14 protein-coding genes and 2 pseudogenes are annotated in these 16,915 nt (G+C 76.0%); 9 read left to right on the top strand and 7 right to left on the bottom strand.

The window, feature by feature from the left end:
* The first annotated feature begins 22 nt into the window (after positions 1–22).
* From ACFWTC_RS03465 to lgt, 9 genes and pseudogenes are all read left to right on the top strand, one after another.
* Positions 23–739 (top strand): TIGR02234 family membrane protein, encoded by a 717-nt coding sequence (locus ACFWTC_RS03465; RefSeq protein WP_384025676.1) that lies wholly within the window; start codon positions 23–25, stop codon positions 737–739.
* 79 nt (positions 740–818) lie between these two features.
* Positions 819–1,070 (top strand): HGxxPAAW family protein, encoded by a 252-nt coding sequence (locus ACFWTC_RS03460; RefSeq protein ID WP_383923975.1) that lies wholly within the window; start codon positions 819–821, stop codon positions 1,068–1,070.
* Between the two features lie 238 nt (positions 1,071–1,308).
* The gene (locus tag ACFWTC_RS03455; protein WP_383923972.1) at positions 1,309–1,725 is read left to right on the top strand and encodes a DUF2752 domain-containing protein; all 417 of its coding nucleotides are present in this window, start codon (positions 1,309–1,311) and stop codon (positions 1,723–1,725) included.
* A gap of 172 nt (positions 1,726–1,897) precedes the next feature.
* The gene (gene trpC, locus ACFWTC_RS03450) at positions 1,898–2,707 is read left to right on the top strand and encodes an indole-3-glycerol phosphate synthase TrpC (RefSeq protein WP_267720961.1); all 810 of its coding nucleotides are present in this window, start codon (positions 1,898–1,900) and stop codon (positions 2,705–2,707) included.
* 8 nt (positions 2,708–2,715) lie between these two features.
* Positions 2,716–2,928: a tryptophan biosynthesis modulator TrpM gene (gene trpM, locus ACFWTC_RS03445; protein WP_383923969.1), complete on the top strand. Its 213-nt coding sequence runs from the start codon at positions 2,716–2,718 to the stop codon at positions 2,926–2,928.
* Positions 2,929–3,121: 193 nt separating this feature from the next.
* Positions 3,122–4,393: a tryptophan synthase subunit beta gene (gene trpB, locus ACFWTC_RS03440; RefSeq protein WP_383923967.1), complete on the top strand. Its 1,272-nt coding sequence runs from the start codon at positions 3,122–3,124 to the stop codon at positions 4,391–4,393.
* The gene (trpA, locus tag ACFWTC_RS03435; protein WP_383923965.1) at positions 4,390–5,229 is read left to right on the top strand and encodes a tryptophan synthase subunit alpha; all 840 of its coding nucleotides are present in this window, start codon (positions 4,390–4,392) and stop codon (positions 5,227–5,229) included. The genes trpB and trpA overlap by 4 nt, the downstream gene beginning before the upstream one ends.
* Positions 5,230–5,323: 94 nt before the next feature.
* Positions 5,324–6,115: pseudogene (locus ACFWTC_RS03430) on the top strand (DsbA family protein); the annotation flags it as partial.
* Between the two features lie 351 nt (positions 6,116–6,466).
* Positions 6,467–7,624 (top strand): prolipoprotein diacylglyceryl transferase, encoded by a 1,158-nt coding sequence (lgt, locus tag ACFWTC_RS03425; protein ID WP_384025674.1) that lies wholly within the window; start codon positions 6,467–6,469, stop codon positions 7,622–7,624.
* 91 nt (positions 7,625–7,715) lie between these two features.
* On the opposite strand, the gene ACFWTC_RS03420 is transcribed toward lgt, so the two are convergent.
* From ACFWTC_RS03420 to ACFWTC_RS03390, 7 genes and pseudogenes are all read right to left on the bottom strand, one after another.
* Complete coding sequence (locus ACFWTC_RS03420) at positions 7,716–8,531, bottom strand: HpcH/HpaI aldolase/citrate lyase family protein (RefSeq protein WP_384025670.1); 816 nt, start codon at positions 8,529–8,531, stop codon at positions 7,716–7,718.
* Positions 8,528–9,703, bottom strand: coding sequence for a CaiB/BaiF CoA transferase family protein (locus ACFWTC_RS03415; protein ID WP_383928607.1), 1,176 nt, complete (start codon positions 9,701–9,703; stop codon positions 8,528–8,530). Before ACFWTC_RS03415 ends, ACFWTC_RS03420 begins: the two co-directional genes overlap by 4 nt.
* Before the next feature lie 380 nt (positions 9,704–10,083).
* Positions 10,084–10,968, bottom strand: a pseudogene (rbsK, locus tag ACFWTC_RS03410) (ribokinase); the annotation flags it as partial.
* Positions 10,965–12,365 (bottom strand): ADP-ribosylglycohydrolase family protein, encoded by a 1,401-nt coding sequence (locus ACFWTC_RS03405; RefSeq protein WP_384025784.1) that lies wholly within the window; start codon positions 12,363–12,365, stop codon positions 10,965–10,967. The gene ACFWTC_RS03405 and the pseudogene rbsK, both read right to left, overlap by 4 nt.
* Before the next feature lie 650 nt (positions 12,366–13,015).
* On the bottom strand, positions 13,016–14,161 hold the full coding sequence (locus ACFWTC_RS03400; RefSeq protein ID WP_383928605.1) for an ADP-ribosylglycohydrolase family protein: 1,146 nt from the start codon (positions 14,159–14,161) through the stop codon (positions 13,016–13,018).
* Between the two features lie 7 nt (positions 14,162–14,168).
* Positions 14,169–15,317 (bottom strand): ADP-ribosylglycohydrolase family protein, encoded by a 1,149-nt coding sequence (locus ACFWTC_RS03395; RefSeq protein WP_383928619.1) that lies wholly within the window; start codon positions 15,315–15,317, stop codon positions 14,169–14,171.
* A gap of 596 nt (positions 15,318–15,913) precedes the next feature.
* Positions 15,914–16,900 carry an ADP-ribosylglycohydrolase family protein gene (locus ACFWTC_RS03390; protein WP_383928603.1) on the bottom strand — a complete coding sequence of 329 codons (987 nt, stop codon included), beginning with the start codon at positions 16,898–16,900 and terminating at the stop codon, positions 15,914–15,916.
* Between the last annotated feature and the right edge of the window lie 15 nt (positions 16,901–16,915).

Raw genomic sequence — 16,915 nt, 5'->3', positions numbered from 1 at the left:
GGCGTAGGGGATAGTGGGGCACGTGAGTGCCGTACCCCCGTCCCGAGACGATTCCGCCGCCGAGAGCGCCGACGGCCCCGAAGCCGGCGGCGCCTCCGTCGACCACGCCCCCGCCGCCGACCACGCCCCCGCCGCCGACCACGCCCCCGCCGACGGCCGGGGCGGCCGCCGCAGCGTGGCCGTCGCCCTGCTGCTCGGCGCCCTCGGTGCCACCGTCGTCCTGCTGGCCTCCGGCCGGACCTGGGCCCGGGGCACCGCGGCGGTCGGCGCCGACGCGCTGCCGCTGACGGCCGACGGGCGGGCCGTCACCGGCCTGCCCGCCGCCCTGGCCATCGTGGGCCTCGCGGCCCTGGTCGCCGTGTTCGCGGTACGCGGCCGCAGCCGGCTCCTGGTCTCCGGCCTGCTCGCGCTCAGCGGCCTGGGCGCGGCCCTGGCGGCCGTCCTCGGCGCCGACGGCCGCCGGGCCCTGGACGCACAGGCGGCCCGTACGACCGCGGACACCGCCGCGCACGTGGCGGGCCTGACCCACACGGTATGGCCGTACGTCACGGCCGCCGGGGCGGTGCTGATCCTGGCCGCCGGCCTGCTGGCGCTGCGCTACGGCCGGAGCTGGCCCTCGATGGGGGGCCGCTACGAGCGTGACGGCAGCCCCCGAACCCGCAAGGTCGCGGCGATTGACCCCGACCGGCCCGAGGATCTGTGGAAGGCTCTGGACCGCGGCGAGGACCCGACCCGCTGAACGATCCCCGCGCGCGGTACGGGACAATGACACCGAGCGTTCGACACAGCACGTGCGACAGAGCAACGAGGAGCAACTCATGGCGGGCACTAGCCACGGACACACCCCGGCCGCCTGGACCGGTGTAATGATCGCCTTCATCGGTTTCTGCATCTCCGGTGCCTTCATGGTGCTGGCGAACCCGCTCGGCTTCTGGGCCGGCCTCGTCGTCGTCGTCCTCGGCGGTGTCGTGGGCATGGGGATGAAGGCCGCGGGCATGGGCGCGCCGAAGGCCACCCACCGCGACCTCGCCGCGGTCATCGCCGCGTCCAAGGCCCCGGCCAAGGTCTGAGTTCCGGCACATCCGAAAGGCGCGGCCCCGTCGGGCTGCGCCTTTTGTCGTGAGCGGAGAGAATCAGCGGGTGGACGCCTCTCGCACCCCCGAAGCCGGGCCGCCGCCGGTGGCGCGCGTACCCCCCGTGCCCCCGCCGTCCGCCCCGCCCGCCGAGGGGCCGGGGCCCGCGGACCCGGTTCCCCGGTGTCCCGCGCCCACGGAGCCTGCTCCCGCGGCTTCCGCGCCCACGGCGCCCGTGCCCGGCGTACGGGCCTCGGCGGCCCGGCGGTCGGCCGTCCCGGCGCTCACCCTGGCCGCGGCCGTCGGCGCCTTCGCCTACGTGGGCGCCGTGGACCCGAACGAGCCCGGGCACTATCCGGTCTGCCCGCTCTTCCGGCTGACCGGCGTGCTGTGCCCCGGCTGCGGGGGCCTGCGCAGCGCGCACGCGTTCGCCCACGGCGATCTGATCACAGCTTTCGGGGCAAATGCCCTCGCCGTCGTCGGCTACTTCGCGTTCGCGGGATTCCTGGCCCTGTGGCTGGTTCGCGCCGTCCGCGGCGGGCCCGTCCCGACTCCGGTGCTGACGCCGCTGCACTGGTGGGGTCTGGGTACCGCGGCACTGGTTTTCGCCGTCGTCCGGAACCTTTCCTTCGGTTCCGCCCTGGCCCCCTGAGGGCCCGTACGCAGGGCAAATGAAGCCGGCATTCCGAATGTCCAGTAATTGGGACGGCGTCAACCGGGTGCCGAGCCGAGGCGTCCTGCGGATACCATTTGAGTGTCGACCTTGCTGTTGAACGTGTCTGCAAGGCGGCCGACCGTCATCGACCCGGAAGGGGGCCGCTCGCGTGAGTGTGCTCGACGAGATCATCGAAGGGGTCCGCGAAGACCTTGCCGAACGGCAGTCCCGCGTCAGCCTCGACGAGCTCAAGGAGCGTGCCGCCAAGGCGCCCCAGGCCAAGGACGGCGTCGCCGCACTGCGCGGTGACAGCGTCAAGGTGATCTGCGAGGTCAAGCGTTCCAGTCCGTCCAAGGGCGCGCTGGCCGCGATCGCCGATCCGGCAGGGCTCGCCGCCGACTACGAGGCGGGCGGTGCGGCGGTCATCTCCGTCCTCACCGAGCAGCGCCGCTTCGGTGGCTCCCTCGCCGACCTGGAGGCCGTCCGCGCCCGCGTGGACATCCCGATCCTGCGCAAGGACTTCATCGTCACGGCGTACCAGCTCTGGGAGGCCCGCGCCTACGGCGCCGACCTCGCGCTGCTGATCGTCGCGGCCCTGGAGCAGGAGGCCCTCGTCTCCCTCATCGAGCGGGCCGAGTCCATCGGCCTGACCCCGCTCGTCGAGGTCCACGACGAGGAGGAAGTGGAGCGCGCGGTCGCCGCCGGTGCCAAGATCATCGGTGTCAACGCCCGCAACCTCAAGGACCTCAAGATCGACCGCTCCGTCTTCGAGCGCGTCGTCCAGGAGATCCCGGCCCACATCGTCAAGATCGCCGAATCCGGCATCCGCGGGCCGCACGACCTGATCGCCTACGCCAACGAAGGCGCCGACGCCGTTCTGGTCGGGGAGTCCCTGGTCACCGGCCGCGACCCGAAGTCTGCCGTGGCCGACCTCGTCGCCGCCGGCGCCCACCCCGCCCTGCGCCACGGACGGAGCTGACCCGTCCCGTGACCCACGACCGCCCCTCCGTCCGCACCCGACCCGGCCTCCGCGGCCGGGCCGGAGTGCCGACGGTGCACGCGCCGCTGGCGCGCGGCTGCCGCCCCCGCGGCTGCCGTGCCCCGGCGCGACGGGTGCACGGGCGCCGGGTCCGGTACGTGATCGGCTCCGAGCCCGGTCAGGTCAACGGCATGCGATGGCGGCGCCCCAGCGCGCCGTAGACGAGGAACGCCGCGCGGCGAGTGCCGCGCGGAGTCCCCGTACGGCCCTGTGCCCCCGAGCCGCCGGCTCCGGGCACGGGCCGCTCCGGACCGTACGCACGCCACGCCCCAGCGGGGTTTGAGCGTCACGGGCGGGCGGCGCAATACGGTGAACAGCACCCCGCCGCATCTCGCACCCGTAGGAGCACTGGACATGTCCAGCGAGTTCTTCATTCCGGACCCGGACGGTCACGTCCCCAACGCCGAGGGTTACTTCGGTGCTTTCGGCGGCAAGTTCATCCCGGAGGCGCTCGTCGCCGCCGTGGACGAGGTCGCCGTCGAGTACGAGAAGGCCAAGGGGGACCCGGCCTTCGCCGCCGAGCTCAACGAGCTCATGGTCCACTACACCGGCCGGCCCAGCGCCCTCACCGAGGTGCCCCGCTTCGCGGAGCACGCGGGCAACGCGCGCATCTTCCTCAAGCGCGAGGACCTCAACCACACCGGCTCGCACAAGATCAACAACGTGCTGGGCCAGGCGCTGCTCACCAAGCGCATGGGCAAGACGCGGGTCATCGCCGAGACCGGTGCCGGCCAGCACGGCGTCGCCACCGCCACCGCCTGCGCACTCTTCGGCCTCGACTGCACCGTCTACATGGGCGAGATCGACACGCAGCGCCAGGCCCTGAACGTGGCCCGCATGCGGATGCTGGGCGCCGAGGTCATCGCGGTGAAGTCCGGCTCCCGGACCCTGAAGGACGCCATCAACGAGGCGTTCCGCGACTGGGTCGCCAACGTGGACCGGACCCACTACCTCTTCGGCACGGTCGCCGGCCCGCACCCCTTCCCGGCCATGGTGCGCGACTTCCACCGCGTCATCGGCGTCGAGGCCCGCCGCCAGATCCTGGAGCGCGCGGGACGGCTGCCCGACGCCGTCGCGGCCTGCGTCGGCGGCGGTTCCAACGCCATCGGCCTCTTCCACGCCTTCATCCCGGACGCGGACGTGCGCCTGGTCGGCTTCGAGCCCGCCGGACACGGCGTCGAGACCGGCGAGCACGCGGCCACGCTGACCGCGGGCGAGCCCGGGATCCTGCACGGCTCCCGCTCGTACGTCCTCCAGGACGAGGAGGGCCAGATCACCGAGCCGTACTCCATCTCGGCCGGCCTGGACTACCCGGGCATCGGCCCGGAGCACTCCTACCTCAAGGACTCCGGCCGCGGCGAGTACCGCGCGGTCACCGACGACGCCGCCATGCAGGCCCTGCGGCTGCTGTCCCGCACCGAGGGCATCATCCCGGCCATCGAGTCGGCGCACGCCCTGGCCGGAGCCCTGGAGCTGGGCAGGGAGCTGGGCGGGGACGGCCTGATCGTGGTCAACCTGTCCGGCCGCGGCGACAAGGACATGGACACCGCCGCCCGCTACTTCGGCCTGTACGACACCGACGGGGAAGTCGCCGAGAACGAGTTCTCCGAAGGGGACGACAAGTGAACGCCACCACCCCGGCCGGAACGGGAACCGGCACCATCGACCTGCTGAGCGCGACCCTCGCCAAGGCGAAGGCCGAGGACCGGGCCGCCCTGGTCGCCTACCTCCCGGCGGGCTTCCCCACGGTCGACGGCGGCATCGAGGCCGTCAAGGCCGTCATCGCGGGCGGCGCCGACATCGTCGAGATCGGGCTCCCGCACAGCGACCCGGTCCTGGACGGCCCGGTCATCCAGACCGCCGACGACATCGCCCTGCGCGGCGGCGTGAAGATCGCTGACGTGATGCGGACCGTACGGGAGGCCCACGCGGCCACCGGCGCCCCGGTCCTGGTGATGACGTACTGGAACCCCATCGACCGCTACGGCGTCGAGCGGTTCACGGCCGAGCTCGCCGCGGCGGGCGGCGCCGGCTGCATCCTGCCCGACCTGCCGGTCCAGGAGTCCGCCCTGTGGCGGGAGCACGCGGAGAAGCACGGTCTGGCGACCGTCTTCGTCGTGGCCCCCAGCAGCAAGGACGCGCGCCTGGCCACGATCACCGCGGCCGGTTCGGGCTTCGTCTACGCCGCTTCCCTCATGGGCGTCACCGGTACCCGCGAATCGGTCGGCAACCAGGCCGAGGAGCTGGTGACGCGCACCCGCGCCACCACCGACCTGCCGGTCTGCGTCGGGCTGGGCGTCTCCAACGCCGTCCAGGCCAAGCAGGTCGCCGCCTTCGCCGACGGCGTCATCGTCGGCTCGGCCTTCGTGAAGCTGCTGCTGGACGCCCCGGACCTGCCGGCCGGGCTGGCCGGGGTGCGCGCGCTTGCGGCCGAGCTTGCGGAAGGCGTACGCAGGAGCTGACGCGGAGCGGTTTCCGGACGGGTTCTGTAGCCCGATCGGGTGGAAGTGGGGGCAGGGAGGCACGCGAGTGCCTCCCTGCTTCGTTTGGCGGAACGTGAGCGAGAAGAACGACGGTGCGAACCGCGATGCGACGAAACGATCGGCCCGGGAGCGACTCCAGGAGGAGCGCCAGCGGGAAAAGGCCCGGGACAAGCGCCGGCGGACCCTCGTCGTGTCGGCGGCGGTGGTCGGCGTCCTCGGCCTGGCCGCTGTCGTCGGCCTGATCGCGGCCAACACCGGCAAGAGCGGCGCCGACAAGGCGGGCCCGGTGGTCGCCCCCTCGGGGGCCACCGGCAAGGACGCGCTCGCCATCCAGACGGGCAAGGGCGAGGCGAAGTCCACGCTCACCGTGTGGGAGGACTTCCGCTGCCCCGCCTGCAAGGGCTTCGAGGACCAGTACCGGGACACCGTCCACGACCTGGAGGCCAAGGGCCTGCTCAAGGTCGATTACCGCATCGTCACGCTCATCGACGGGAACATGGGCGGCAGCGGCTCGCTGAAGTCGGCCAACGCGGCGGCCTGCGCGCAGGACGCCGGCAAGTTCTCCGCGTACCACGACGTGCTCTTCCAGAACCAGCCGGAGGAGGTCGACGACGCCCTCGGCAAGAACGCCAGGCTGCTGGAGCTGGCGGGCAAGGTGGAGGGACTGGACACCCCCGCGTTCCGGGCCTGCGTCGAGGAGGGCACCCACAACAGCTGGGTGGCCAAGTCGCACGAGGCCTTCCGGGAGGGCAAGTTCCGGGGGACCCCGACCGTGCTCCTGGACGGCAAGGACATCTTCGCCGACCAGGCGAACCCGCTGACCCCGCAGAAGCTCAAGGAGAAGGTCGAGGCCTCGGCCACGGGCGCCTCCGGCACCGGGGCGGCGAAGGGGGCGGGGAAGTCCTCGCCGTCGGCGGACGCGACGTCCGGCAGCGGCACCGGCAAGGGCGACGGCAGCGGTGCGGGCGCCGGCACGAAGGCCCCGCCGTCGGCCACGCCCTCGGGCGGCGGGTCGCGGACGGCCTCGAAGGGCGGCGCGGACGGCTCGTCCGCGGGCTCGTCCGCCGGGTCGTCCACCGGGTCGTCGGGAGGGTCGTCGAGCGGCACGTCCGGGAACTGAGCGAACTGAGCGGCCCCTGGGCCGTGTGTGGATTTGGTTTCGGCTTGCCGGGTGGTTGCGGTCCGCACCACCCGGCAGGGTAGCGTCAGCTCTGCCATGGACATTGCTTACATCCCCAGCCCGTCGACCGGCGTGATCCATCTCGGACCGATCCCGCTGCGCGGCTACGCGTTCTGCATCATCGTCGGCGTCTTCGTCGCCGTCTGGCTCGGCAACAAGCGGTGGGTCGCCAGAGGCGGCAAGCCGGGGACGGTCGCGGACATCGCCGTGTGGGCGGTGCCGTTCGGGCTGGTCGGCGGCCGCCTCTACCACGTGATCACCGACTACCAGCTGTACTTCGGCGAGGGCCGCAACTGGGTCGACGCCTTCAAGATCTGGGAGGGTGGCCTCGGCATCTGGGGTGCCATCGCGCTCGGCGCGGTCGGTGCCTGGATCGGCTGCCGACTGCGCGGGATCCCGCTGCCGGCCTGGGCGGACGCCCTGGCCCCGGGCATCGCGCTGGCCCAGGCCTGCGGGCGCTGGGGCAACTGGTTCAACCAGGAGCTGTACGGCCGGGCCACCGACCTGCCGTGGGCGGTGGAGATCAGCGAGGGCGCTAACCGCGTCGCCGGCACCTACCACCCGACCTTCCTGTACGAGTCGCTCTGGTGCGTCGGCGTCGCCGTGCTGGTGATCTGGGCCGACCGCCGCTTCACGCTCGGCCACGGACGGGCGTTCGCGCTGTACGTCGCCGCGTACTGCGCGGGCCGCGGCTGGATCGAGTACATGCGGGTCGACGAGGCGCACCACATCCTGGGCCTGCGGCTGAACGTCTGGACGTCGATCGTCGTCTTCGTCCTGGCCGTTGTCTACCTGGTGCTGTCGGCCAGGCTGCGGCCGGGCCGCGAGGAGATCGTCGAGCCGGAGACCTCCGGCGCGGCGAAGGACAAGGACAAGGGCGGGACCGGCGGCGACGCCGGGGACGCGGCCGGGGACACGGCCACGGACGTGGCCGGAGCCCGGGACACCGCAAAGGACACCGACAAGGACGCGGACCAGGGCGCCGCCAAGGGCGAGGCCGTGTCCGGCGCGAAGCCGGCCGGCGGCGCCGCGACGGAGGCGGCCGCGGAGTCCAAGGCGCCCGTCCTGACGAAGGCCGAGCCCGCGGACGCCGCGCCGGCCGGGGCCGCGGCCGAGCCGAAGGGCGCCGTCACGGCGGACCTGCGGAAGGCGGAGCCGGCCGAGGGCGGGACCCCGGAGGCCGGAAAGGCCTGACCGGAACGTTCCAGGAGGGGCGCCGCGCACCGCGCGGCGCCCCTCCTGCGTTCCCCCGGGCGGCGCGTGCCGGGGCCGGGCGCCGCCGCCCTCACCGCGTGGCGGCCCGGCGGGACAGGGCCAGGGTGCGGTGGGCCGCGGCCACCACCGCCGGGTCCACGAACCTGCCGTCGGGCAGGGCCAGCGCGCCCGGGGTGGCGCGGGCGGCGCCGATCACCTCCTCGGCGGCGGTCACCTCCTCTGGCGCGGGGACGTAGGCCCGCTCGATCACCGGCAGCTGGCGGGGGTGGATCGCCGCCCGGCCGAGGAAGCCCAGGGACCGGCCGCGGGCGCAGGAGGCGGCCAGTGCCTCCAGGTCCCGGATGTCGGGGAACACCGACTGGGCCGGGGGCGGGAGATCCGCGGCCCGCGCCGCCACGACCACCCGGGACCGGCACCAGTCCAGCCCCGACTCGGCACTGACGGCGAGGTCGGCCCGCAGGTCCGCCTCGCCCAGCGAGAGGCCGCGCAGGGAGGGGTGGGCGCGGGCGATCTCGTACGCGCGCTCCACGCCCAGCGCCGACTCCAGGAGGGCGTGCAGGCCGACGCCGCCGGTGCGGTCGGCGACGGTGGTGATCTGCTCCGGGGAGCTGATCTTGGGCAGCCGCAGGCCGGCGAGGCCGTGCAGTCCGGCCAGGGCGGCGAGGTCGGCGCCGCCCCAGGGGGAGTCGAGGGTGTTGACGCGTACGTGGACGGGGAGCGGGGGCCGCTCGCCGAGCAGTTCGGCGGTGGCGGAGCGGGCGTACTCCTTGCGGGAGGCCGGTACGGCGTCCTCCAGGTCCACGATGACGGCGTCCGCCCCGCAGCCCAGGGCCTTGGCCACCACCGCCGGACGGTCGCCCGGTGCGTAGAGCCAGGTGAGGATCACAGGGCCCCCTCCGTCCGCAGCGCGCTGACCTCGGCCCCCGTCAGGCCGAGTTCGGCGAGGACCTCCTCGGTGTCCGCGCCGTGCGGGCGGCCGGCCCAGCGAATGCCGCCCGGGGTCTCGGAGAGCCGGAAGAGGATGTTCTGCATCCGGATCGGGCCGAGTTCGGGGTCCTCGACCTCGGTGACGGTGCCCAGGGCCGCGTACTGCGGGTCCTCCATCACGTCCCGTACGTCGTAGACCTGCGCGACCGCGGCCTGGGCGTCCTCGAAGGCGGCCAGGACCTCGTCCGCCTTGCGCTGGGCGATCCAGCCGCCGACGGCCTCGTCCAGCACGGGAGCGTGGGCGGCCCGGCCGGAACCCGTCGTGAACCACGGCTCGTCGATCAGCTCGGGCCTGCCGACGAGGCGCACCACGCGCTCGGCGATGGACTGGGCGGAGGTGGATACCGCGAGCCAGCGCCCGTCGAGGCTGCGGTAGGTGTTGCGGGGCGCGTTGTTCGTGGAGCGGTTGCCGGTGCGGGGCTGTACGTAGCCGAGCTGGTCGTACCAGAGGGGGTGCGGGCCCAGCACGGTGAGGATCGGCTCGATGATGGCCAGGTCCACGACCTGCCCGGCGCCGGTGCGGTCGCGTCCGGCGAGCGCGGTCATCACGGCGTACGCGGTGGTCAGCGCGGCGATCGAGTCCGCCAGGCCGAAGGGCGGCAGGGTCGGCGGCCCCTCCGGCTCCCCGGTGATCGCGGCGAAGCCGCTCATCGCCTCGGCGAGGGTGCCGAAGCCCGGGCGGTGGGCGTACGGCCCGTGCTGGCCGAACGCCGTGACGCGGGCCAGGACCAGCCGCGGGTTGGCGGCCGACAGCTCGGCCCAGCCCAGGCCCCACTTCTCCAGGGTGCCGGGGCGGAAGTTCTCGACGACGACGTCCGCGGTGGCGGCGAGGCGCAGCAGGACGTCCCGGCCGCCGGGGGTGGACAGGTCGAGGGTCATGGTCCGCTTGTTGCGGCCCAGCAGCTTCCACCACAGGCCGACACCGTCCTTGGCGGGGCCGTGGCCCCGGGAGGGGTCGGGCCGGCCGGGGTGCTCGACCTTGACGACCTCGGCGCCGAAGTCGCCCAGCAGGGTGGCGGCGAGGGGTCCGGCGAAGAGGGTGGCGAGGTCGAGGACACGGAGCCCTTGCAAGGGGCCCGGGGCGGGTGCCGCGGGGCCGGGTGCCGGGCCGGCGGTCCGACGGGTGCCGGTGGCGGTGCGGGATGCGCCGGTGGTGGATGCGCGCGGGCCGGGGCCGGGGGCCGCACCGGAGGGGGTCACGAGGCGGCTCCGGAGCCGCCGGCCGACCCGGGGACGACCGGGGTTCCGGGGCCGGGCGAGGCTTCTGGGGCTGCCCGGTCCGCGGCCGCGGAGCCGGATGCCGGGGCGGTGGCGGGCCTGGTCCTGGGGTCGGTGCCGGAGGCCGGGTTGGTGTCGGGCGCGGTCTTGCGGCCGGTGCCGGAGGCCGGGGCGGTGGCGGGCCTGGTCTTGCGGTCGGTGCCGGGCGGGGCGTCGGTGCCGGGCGGGGGCGCGGCGAAGGCGTCCACCTCCGCGCGGGTGGGCATCGAGTCCTGGGCTCCGGGCCGCTGGACGGAGAGCGCGGCCGCCGCGGAGGCCCAGCGCAGCGCGTGCGGCATCGGGCGGCCCTCGCCGAGGGCCACGGCGAGGGCGCCGACGAACGTGTCCCCGGCCGCGGTGGTGTCCACGGCCCGGACCCGGGGCGCGGGCACGGTGAGCGGTTCGCGGCCGCGCGCGGCGTACAGGACCCCGGCCGCCCCCAGCGTGACGACCACCTCCGGTACCTCGTCCAGCAGCGCGGCCGCGGCCCGGCGCGGGTCGGTGAGCCCGGTGAGGGACGCCGCCTCGTGCTCGTTGGGGACCAGGAGGTCGGTCGCGGCGAGGAGTTCGGCCGGCAGCGGCCGGGCCGGGGCCGGGGTCAGGACCGTGCGGACCCCGTGCGCGCGGGCGGCGAGGGCTCCGGCGAGGACGGCCTCCAGGGGCAGTTCGAGCTGGAGGAGCAGGGCGCCGGCGGCGGCGATGCGGCTGTCGTCGCCCGCCTCCAGCCCGGTGACGCGGGCGTTGGCGCCGGGGATGACGATGATGCTGTTGCCGCCCTCGTCGTCCACGGTGATGTGGGCGGTGCCGCTGGCCCCCTCCACCGTGCGCAGGGCGGCCGTCTCGACCCCGGCCGCGGCGAGCGCGGAGCGCAGCCGTACGCCGAACTCGTCGGCCCCGACCGCCCCGATCATCACCACCGTCCCGCCGAGGCGGGCCGCCGCGACGGCCTGGTTGGCGCCCTTGCCGCCGGGCACGGTGCGGAAGGCGGTGCCGGTGACGGTCTCCCCGAGGCGGGGGGCCTTGGGGACGTAGGCGACGAGGTCCATGTTCGTACTGCCGAGCACGGCGATGGCCGTCATGAGCGTGCTGCCTCCTGTGCGGTGAGGTGGGCGAGGGTGTCGAAGCCGGTGCCGTCGAAGCCGGGGACGGTGGTGGACAGGCGGTTCTTCAGCGGGACGGTCCAGCGCTCCGGGAGGGCGTCCGGCGAGCCGGCGAGCAGCCCGGCGAGGGCCCCGGCCGTGGCCCCGTTGGAGTCGGTGTCCCAGCCGCCCGACACGGCGCGGCAGACGGAGCGGGTGAAGTCCCCGTCGGCGTGGGTGAGGGCGGCCGCGATCAGGGCGGTGTTGGGGACGGCGTGGACCCAGTGGTAGTGACCGTAGCGCGCGTGCAGGGCGTCGACGACGCGGTCGAAGTCCGGCTCCGCGGCGGCCGCGGCGATCGCGAACCGGACGGCTTCGGCGAGGCGCGAGCGGGGCGGTACGACCGCCAGCCCGGCCCGCAGCGCGCCGTGGACGTCCGTGTCGCCGGTGGCGGCCTCGGCGGTGGCGGCGGCGACGAGGAGCGCGGCGTACACGCCGTTGCCGGTGTGGGTCAGGGTGGCGTCCCGGTACGCCTGGGCCGCGGCGGCGGCCGGGTCGCCGGGATGGGTCCAGCCGTGGACGTCGGCGCGGATGAGGGCGCCGATCCACTCGCGGAACGGGTTGTGGTGGGCGGCGGTGGCGGGCGGCTCCAGCCCGAGGAGGAGGTTGCGGTAGGCCGCGCGCTCGGCGGTGAAGGTCCGTCCGGCGGGCAGTTCGTCGAGCCAGAGGCGGGCGACGTCGGCGGTGGTGAACCGCTTGCCGTGCCGCTGGAGCAGGAGCAGGCCGAGGAGGGGGTAGTTGAGGTCGTCGTCCTCGGGCATGCCGTCGATGTTCTCGGCGAGGGAGGTCGGGGCCGAGCGGCGGTTCCAGGGATGGGCGGCCAGCAGCTCCGGGGGGACGCCGCGGGCGGTGAACCAGTGGTTCAGCGGCCAGTTCCCGGTGGCGCGGGCCAGCGCCCGGATGACGGCCAGGGGCAGCTTCTCGACGGGCTTGCCGAGCAGGCACCCGGCGGCCCGCCCCAGCCAGGCGGCTTCCAGCCGGGCCGCGAGGCGGGGATCGGCGGCGGGGGCCGGTTCCGGTGCGGACGGGCCCGGGGCGCCGGGGCCCGGCCGGGTGCCGTCGGGCGGGCCCGGTGTCCCGATCGGGCCGGGGACGCCGTCCGGCCAGGTGGCGCGGACCGCCTCCCAGGACACGGGCTCGTCGGCGGCCAACGGCGAGGGCAACAGGGCGAGTTCGTCCAGCAGCCGGGCGGCCAGGGCGCGGAGCTCCGGGTCGGCCGGGCCGGGGGAGGCACCGGCCCGCTCGGGCGCGGGATGCCCGCCGGCCGCCAGCCAGGCCCGGCGGGCGGGCCCGGGGTCCCGGCCGTCCTCGTCCGCCTGCCGGAGCTCGTGCCCGATGAGGTCCTCGGGCTGCGCCCAGGTGACCCGTACGCCCTGCCCGGCGGGATCCGCGGCCGGGCGCGGGGAGGACCGGCCCGGGGACGCCGCCCGTACGGCGCCGGGATCCGTCGGCGCGGTGGCGGGCGGCGCGGTGGCGGCCGGCGGCCTCCGCCCGGCCGGCCGTTCCGGCTCCGGCCCGCGCCGGGCGAGGGCGGTGACGGCGACCTCGGCGGTGGCCTCGGCGGTGCCCCCGGCGGTTGCCTCGGCGGTGCCCCCGGCGGTTGCCTCGGCGGGGCCCGGGGCGGGGCCCGGGGCGGCGGGGCCCTCCCGGGCTGCCCGGGTTCCGGATGCTGCGCGGAAGCCGAGGGGGGCGTCGGCGCCGAGGATTCGGCCGTCCCCGGCCGGGGACGCGTCGGGCGGTGTGGTTCGGGTGGTGGGCGGGAGTGGGTCGATGGGCGTGGTCTGGTGGGTGGCCGGGGGCGGTGTGGTTCGGGTGGTGGGCGGGAGTGGGTCGATGGGCGTGGTCTGGTGGGTGGCCGGGGGCGGTGTGGATCGGGTGGTGGACGTGAGTGGGCCGACGGGCGTGGCCGGGGGTGATGTGGTCGGTGTGGGGGTGGGCTCGGGAGCCGGCCTCGGGGGTGCGGGGGCCCGGGTGGGGTCGGGGCCGGTCATCGGGGGGTGGTGATCGCGGTGAAGGCGACCTCGTGGGTGCGGCGGCGGGAGCGGTCGAGGGCGAAGACCTCGCGGGCCACCGCGGCCAGCGCGGCCGCCGGCGCGTGCAGGTCGAGGCGGCTGGCCTCGGCGACCTGCTTGGCCCAGGCCTCGGGGACGGCGGACTCCCCGCCCAGGGCCCCGGCGATCGCGCCCGCCATGGTGGCGATGGAGTCGCAGTCGCGGCCGTAGTTGACCGCGCCGAGGACCGAGGTCTCGTACGCGCCGTCCGCGACCAGCAGCATGCCGAGGGCGACGGGGAGCTCCTCGACGGAGTGCAGACGGGACGGGCGCCGGGCGCCCAGGGACGGCTTGCGATAGTCCGGGCCCACCGAGTCGTACGGGGCCACCGCCGCCCGCAGCGGGACCAGGGCCGACTCGAAGTCCCGGTGGCGGGAGGCCGCTTCGGCGACTGCCGCGATGGCCGCGCGGGTGCCGTCCTTGGCCAGGTCCAGGGCGGTGTCCACCACCGAGGCGGCGGTGGCGCCGGGGACGCACGCCGCCGCCACGGCCGCCGCGAACACGCCCGCGGCCTCCCGCCCGTACGAGGACTGGTGTGCGCCCGCGACGTCCAGCGCCTCCGCGTACGCACCCTCCGGGTTGCCGGCGTTGACGATGCCCACCGGAGCCATGTACATCGCCGCACCGCAGTTGACGATGTTGCCGCTGCCGGCCTCGCGCGGGTCCACGTGCGCGTAGTGCAGCCGGGTCACGATCCACTTCTCGGCGAGGAAGATCCGCTGCAACGGCAGTGCCTCCGCCTCCAGTTCGGGGATCCAGCGGGGGTTGCCCATCAGGTCGGGGACGAGGTGGTCGGCGACCGCGTAGGCGTCGAGGTGGTCGCGCACGGTCTCGTAGACCCGTACCAGCGCGTGCGTCATCAAGGTGTCGTCCGTGACGTGTCCGTCGCCCTTGTGGTACGGGGCGATGGGGCGCGCCGTGCGCCAGTCCTCGTACCAGGGGCCGACGATGCCGTGGACGCGGCCGCCGTGCCGGTCCACGATCTGGTCCGGGGTCCAGCCCTCCACCGGGCCGCCCAGCGCGTCACCGACGGCGGCTCCGACGAGGGCGCCGTGGGCCCGGTCCTCCAACGTGAGCGTCATGTCCGAATCATCCCTTGGGTGAGGTGAGTTCCGTACGCGCGAGCAGCGCGGCGAGTGCGACGAGGTCGGTGCCGGCGAGGCGGGGGAGGGCGCAGCCGGACAGGGTCCGGCAGGCCATGCGCCAGGCGGCGGGGATCGAGTCGCCGCCGCCGAGCGCGCCGGTGAGGGCGCCGGCGAGGGCGGGGGCGGAGTCCGCGACGCGGGACAGGCAGGCGGCGGCCGGAACGGCCTCCGCCACCTTGCCGCGGGCGGCGGTCGCGAGGGCGAGGGCGACGGGCACGGTCTCGGCGGCGGCGATCCCGTAGCTGTAGACGTGGTCGACGATCTCGTGTTCGAGGGTGGGGACGATGGCGAAGGCGCCGCCGTCGGCGCTCGCACGGAGGTGGGTGCGGGCGAGTCCGACGGCGTGGCGGGCGTTGCGGCCGATCTCGGTGGAGTCGGGGAGCTGGGCGAGGGCGGCCTCGACGGCGGCGTCGACGTCCGCGCCGGCGAGGGCGGTGGCGATGGCGGCGGCCATCGCGCGGGCGCCGTGGACGCCGTCGCCGTCCTGGGTGTAGCGGGCGTCGAACTCGGCCAGGTCCGCGGCGGCGGCCGGGGAGCCGGGGTGGACGACCGCCAGGACGCAGGCGCGGACGCAGGCGGCGTCGTCGAAGTAGTGCGGGTTGTCGTGGCCGGTGGCGGGCGGGCGCAGGCCGGCGGCGAGGTTGCCCAGGCCGGCGCGGACGGAGATCCGGGCGCGGAGCGGGAGCACGGCGGATTCGACCTCGGGGGCGCGTTCCGCGGCCGCGGCGACCTCGGAGGCGAGGGCGTTCCACGCGAGGTCGATGGCGGCGCGCATGCGGCGGGAGCGGGAGAGGTCGCTGAGCAGGACCCCGGCGGCGGTGAGCACGGACTCGGCGGCGAAGGCCGCCCATTCGGCGTCGTCGCTGGGGCCGAGGCGCAGCGGCTCCGGGGGCTGGTTGAGGGCGATCGGGACGGGGAGGGTGGTGGTGGCGTTCTGCTCGGCGAAGGTGTCGAGCTCCCGGGTGAGGCGCCGGGTCCACTCGGGCATCCGGCTGGCGCGGTGGCGGGCGGCGGGCCAGCCGGCCGCGTCCCCGGCGGCGAGCCCGAGCAGCAGCCCCTCGATCCGCCGCCGGTCGACCGCGCCGCCGGTCACGTCCGCGGCGGTACGGGGCTCCGGGCGGGGGAGGTCCGCGGGGCGCACGGCCGGGCGCTCGGCGATCCGGACCCCGGCCGTACGGGGTGCTCGCGGCGCGGAGTCCGGTACGGGTGCGAGCCCCGCGGCGGCGGTACGGGGCCCCGGGCCGCCGCCGCCCGGGCCCGGGATCCCCGGCGCGGCGGGGTCCGCCGGGGCGTCCCGCAGGTCCGGGGCCTCCTGGGCGCTCGGGCCGTCCTGGGGGCGCGGGCCGCCCGGCGCGCCCGGGGTGTCCGGGGCCGGGACGGCGGTGGTCCGCGGGGCGGCGGCCGTCCAGCGCGGGGGAGCGGGGCGTGCGGTGCCGGGCTCCGGGGCCGCCGGGCCGCCGGGAGCCGGGTCCGGGGCTGCCGGGTCGGGTGCGCTGGGACGGGCGGCTGCCGGGTCCGGGACCGGTGCGCTCGGGGCTTCCGTGCCCGGGATGGCCGGGTCGGGCCGGCGGGCGGCAGTCCCGGCCGGGGACGCCTGGCCCGCCGGGGCCGGGGCCGCCGGGATGGCGGGGGTGGGGCCCGCCGGGGCCGGGTGGGGGGGCGCGGGGTCCGGGGTGTACGGGGGCGGGGTCACCGGGGGGTCTCGTATTCGGGGGTGAGGAGGTCCGCGATGTCCAGGACGTGGTAGCCCCGCATCGAGGGGAGGCAGCTGCCGCGGACCGGGCCGATGGCCGACGCCCAGGCGACGGGGATCGCCGCGGCCCCCGACATCGCACCGGCGAGGGCGCCCGCCACGGCCGCCGTGGTGTCCGCGTCGCGCCCCATGTTCACGGCGGTCAGGACGGAGGCGGCGAAGTCGCCCCCGCACGCGGCGAACGCGCCGAAGGCCAGGCCGACGGCCTCCGGGGCCAGGTCCGTCCACGGGTAGCCGCCGATGACGACGGCCGAGCGCACGGCGCGCTCGCCGCGCGGGGCGGCGGTCACCGCGCGCCGCAGGGAGCGGGCCGTCCAGGAGTCGGAGGGGATGACCGACAGTGCCGCCGAGACCACGGAGGCCGGGGACCCGCCGGCCATCGCCGCGGCGACGCCCGCCGCGACGGCCTGGCCGCCGTAGATGCCCTCCCCGTCGTGGCTCACGCAGCCGTCGATCGCGACGAGCCGCGCCGCCTCGGCCGGGCGGCCGGCCGCGAAGACCCCGAAGGGCGCCGCCCGCATCGCCAGCCCGTCCGACCAGGCGTGCCGGTGCTGCGCGGAGATGGGAGCCGCGAGGCCCCGGCGGAGGTTCTCCAGGGTGCCGCGCTCCGAGAAGCCCGCGCCGCGGAAGGGGCCCTCGTCGAGGTCCGCGATCCAGTGGTGCCAGGCCCGCTCCACGTGGGCGACGGTGAGCGCCGAGCCGTGCCGGGCAAGCAGGAGCCCGGAGAAGATCGCGTACTCGGTGTCGTCGGTGCCCGCCGGGTCGTCCGACACGAAGCCTTCGATGCGGCCCCACTTGGCCCGGATCTCCGACGGCTTCATGTTCTCCGCGGGGGCGCCCAGCGCGTCACCGACCGCGAGCCCCAGAAGAGCACCCCTGGCCCGTTCGAGGAGGACCTGCGGATTGCATGCAATCAGCTCCATGGCGCGCCTCTCCAC

This window comes from Streptomyces sp. NPDC058619, from assembly GCF_042717785.1.
In the GTDB taxonomy this organism is placed as follows: domain Bacteria; phylum Actinomycetota; class Actinomycetes; order Streptomycetales; family Streptomycetaceae; genus Streptomyces.
This window is presented reverse-complemented; position numbering and strand designations above follow the sequence as displayed.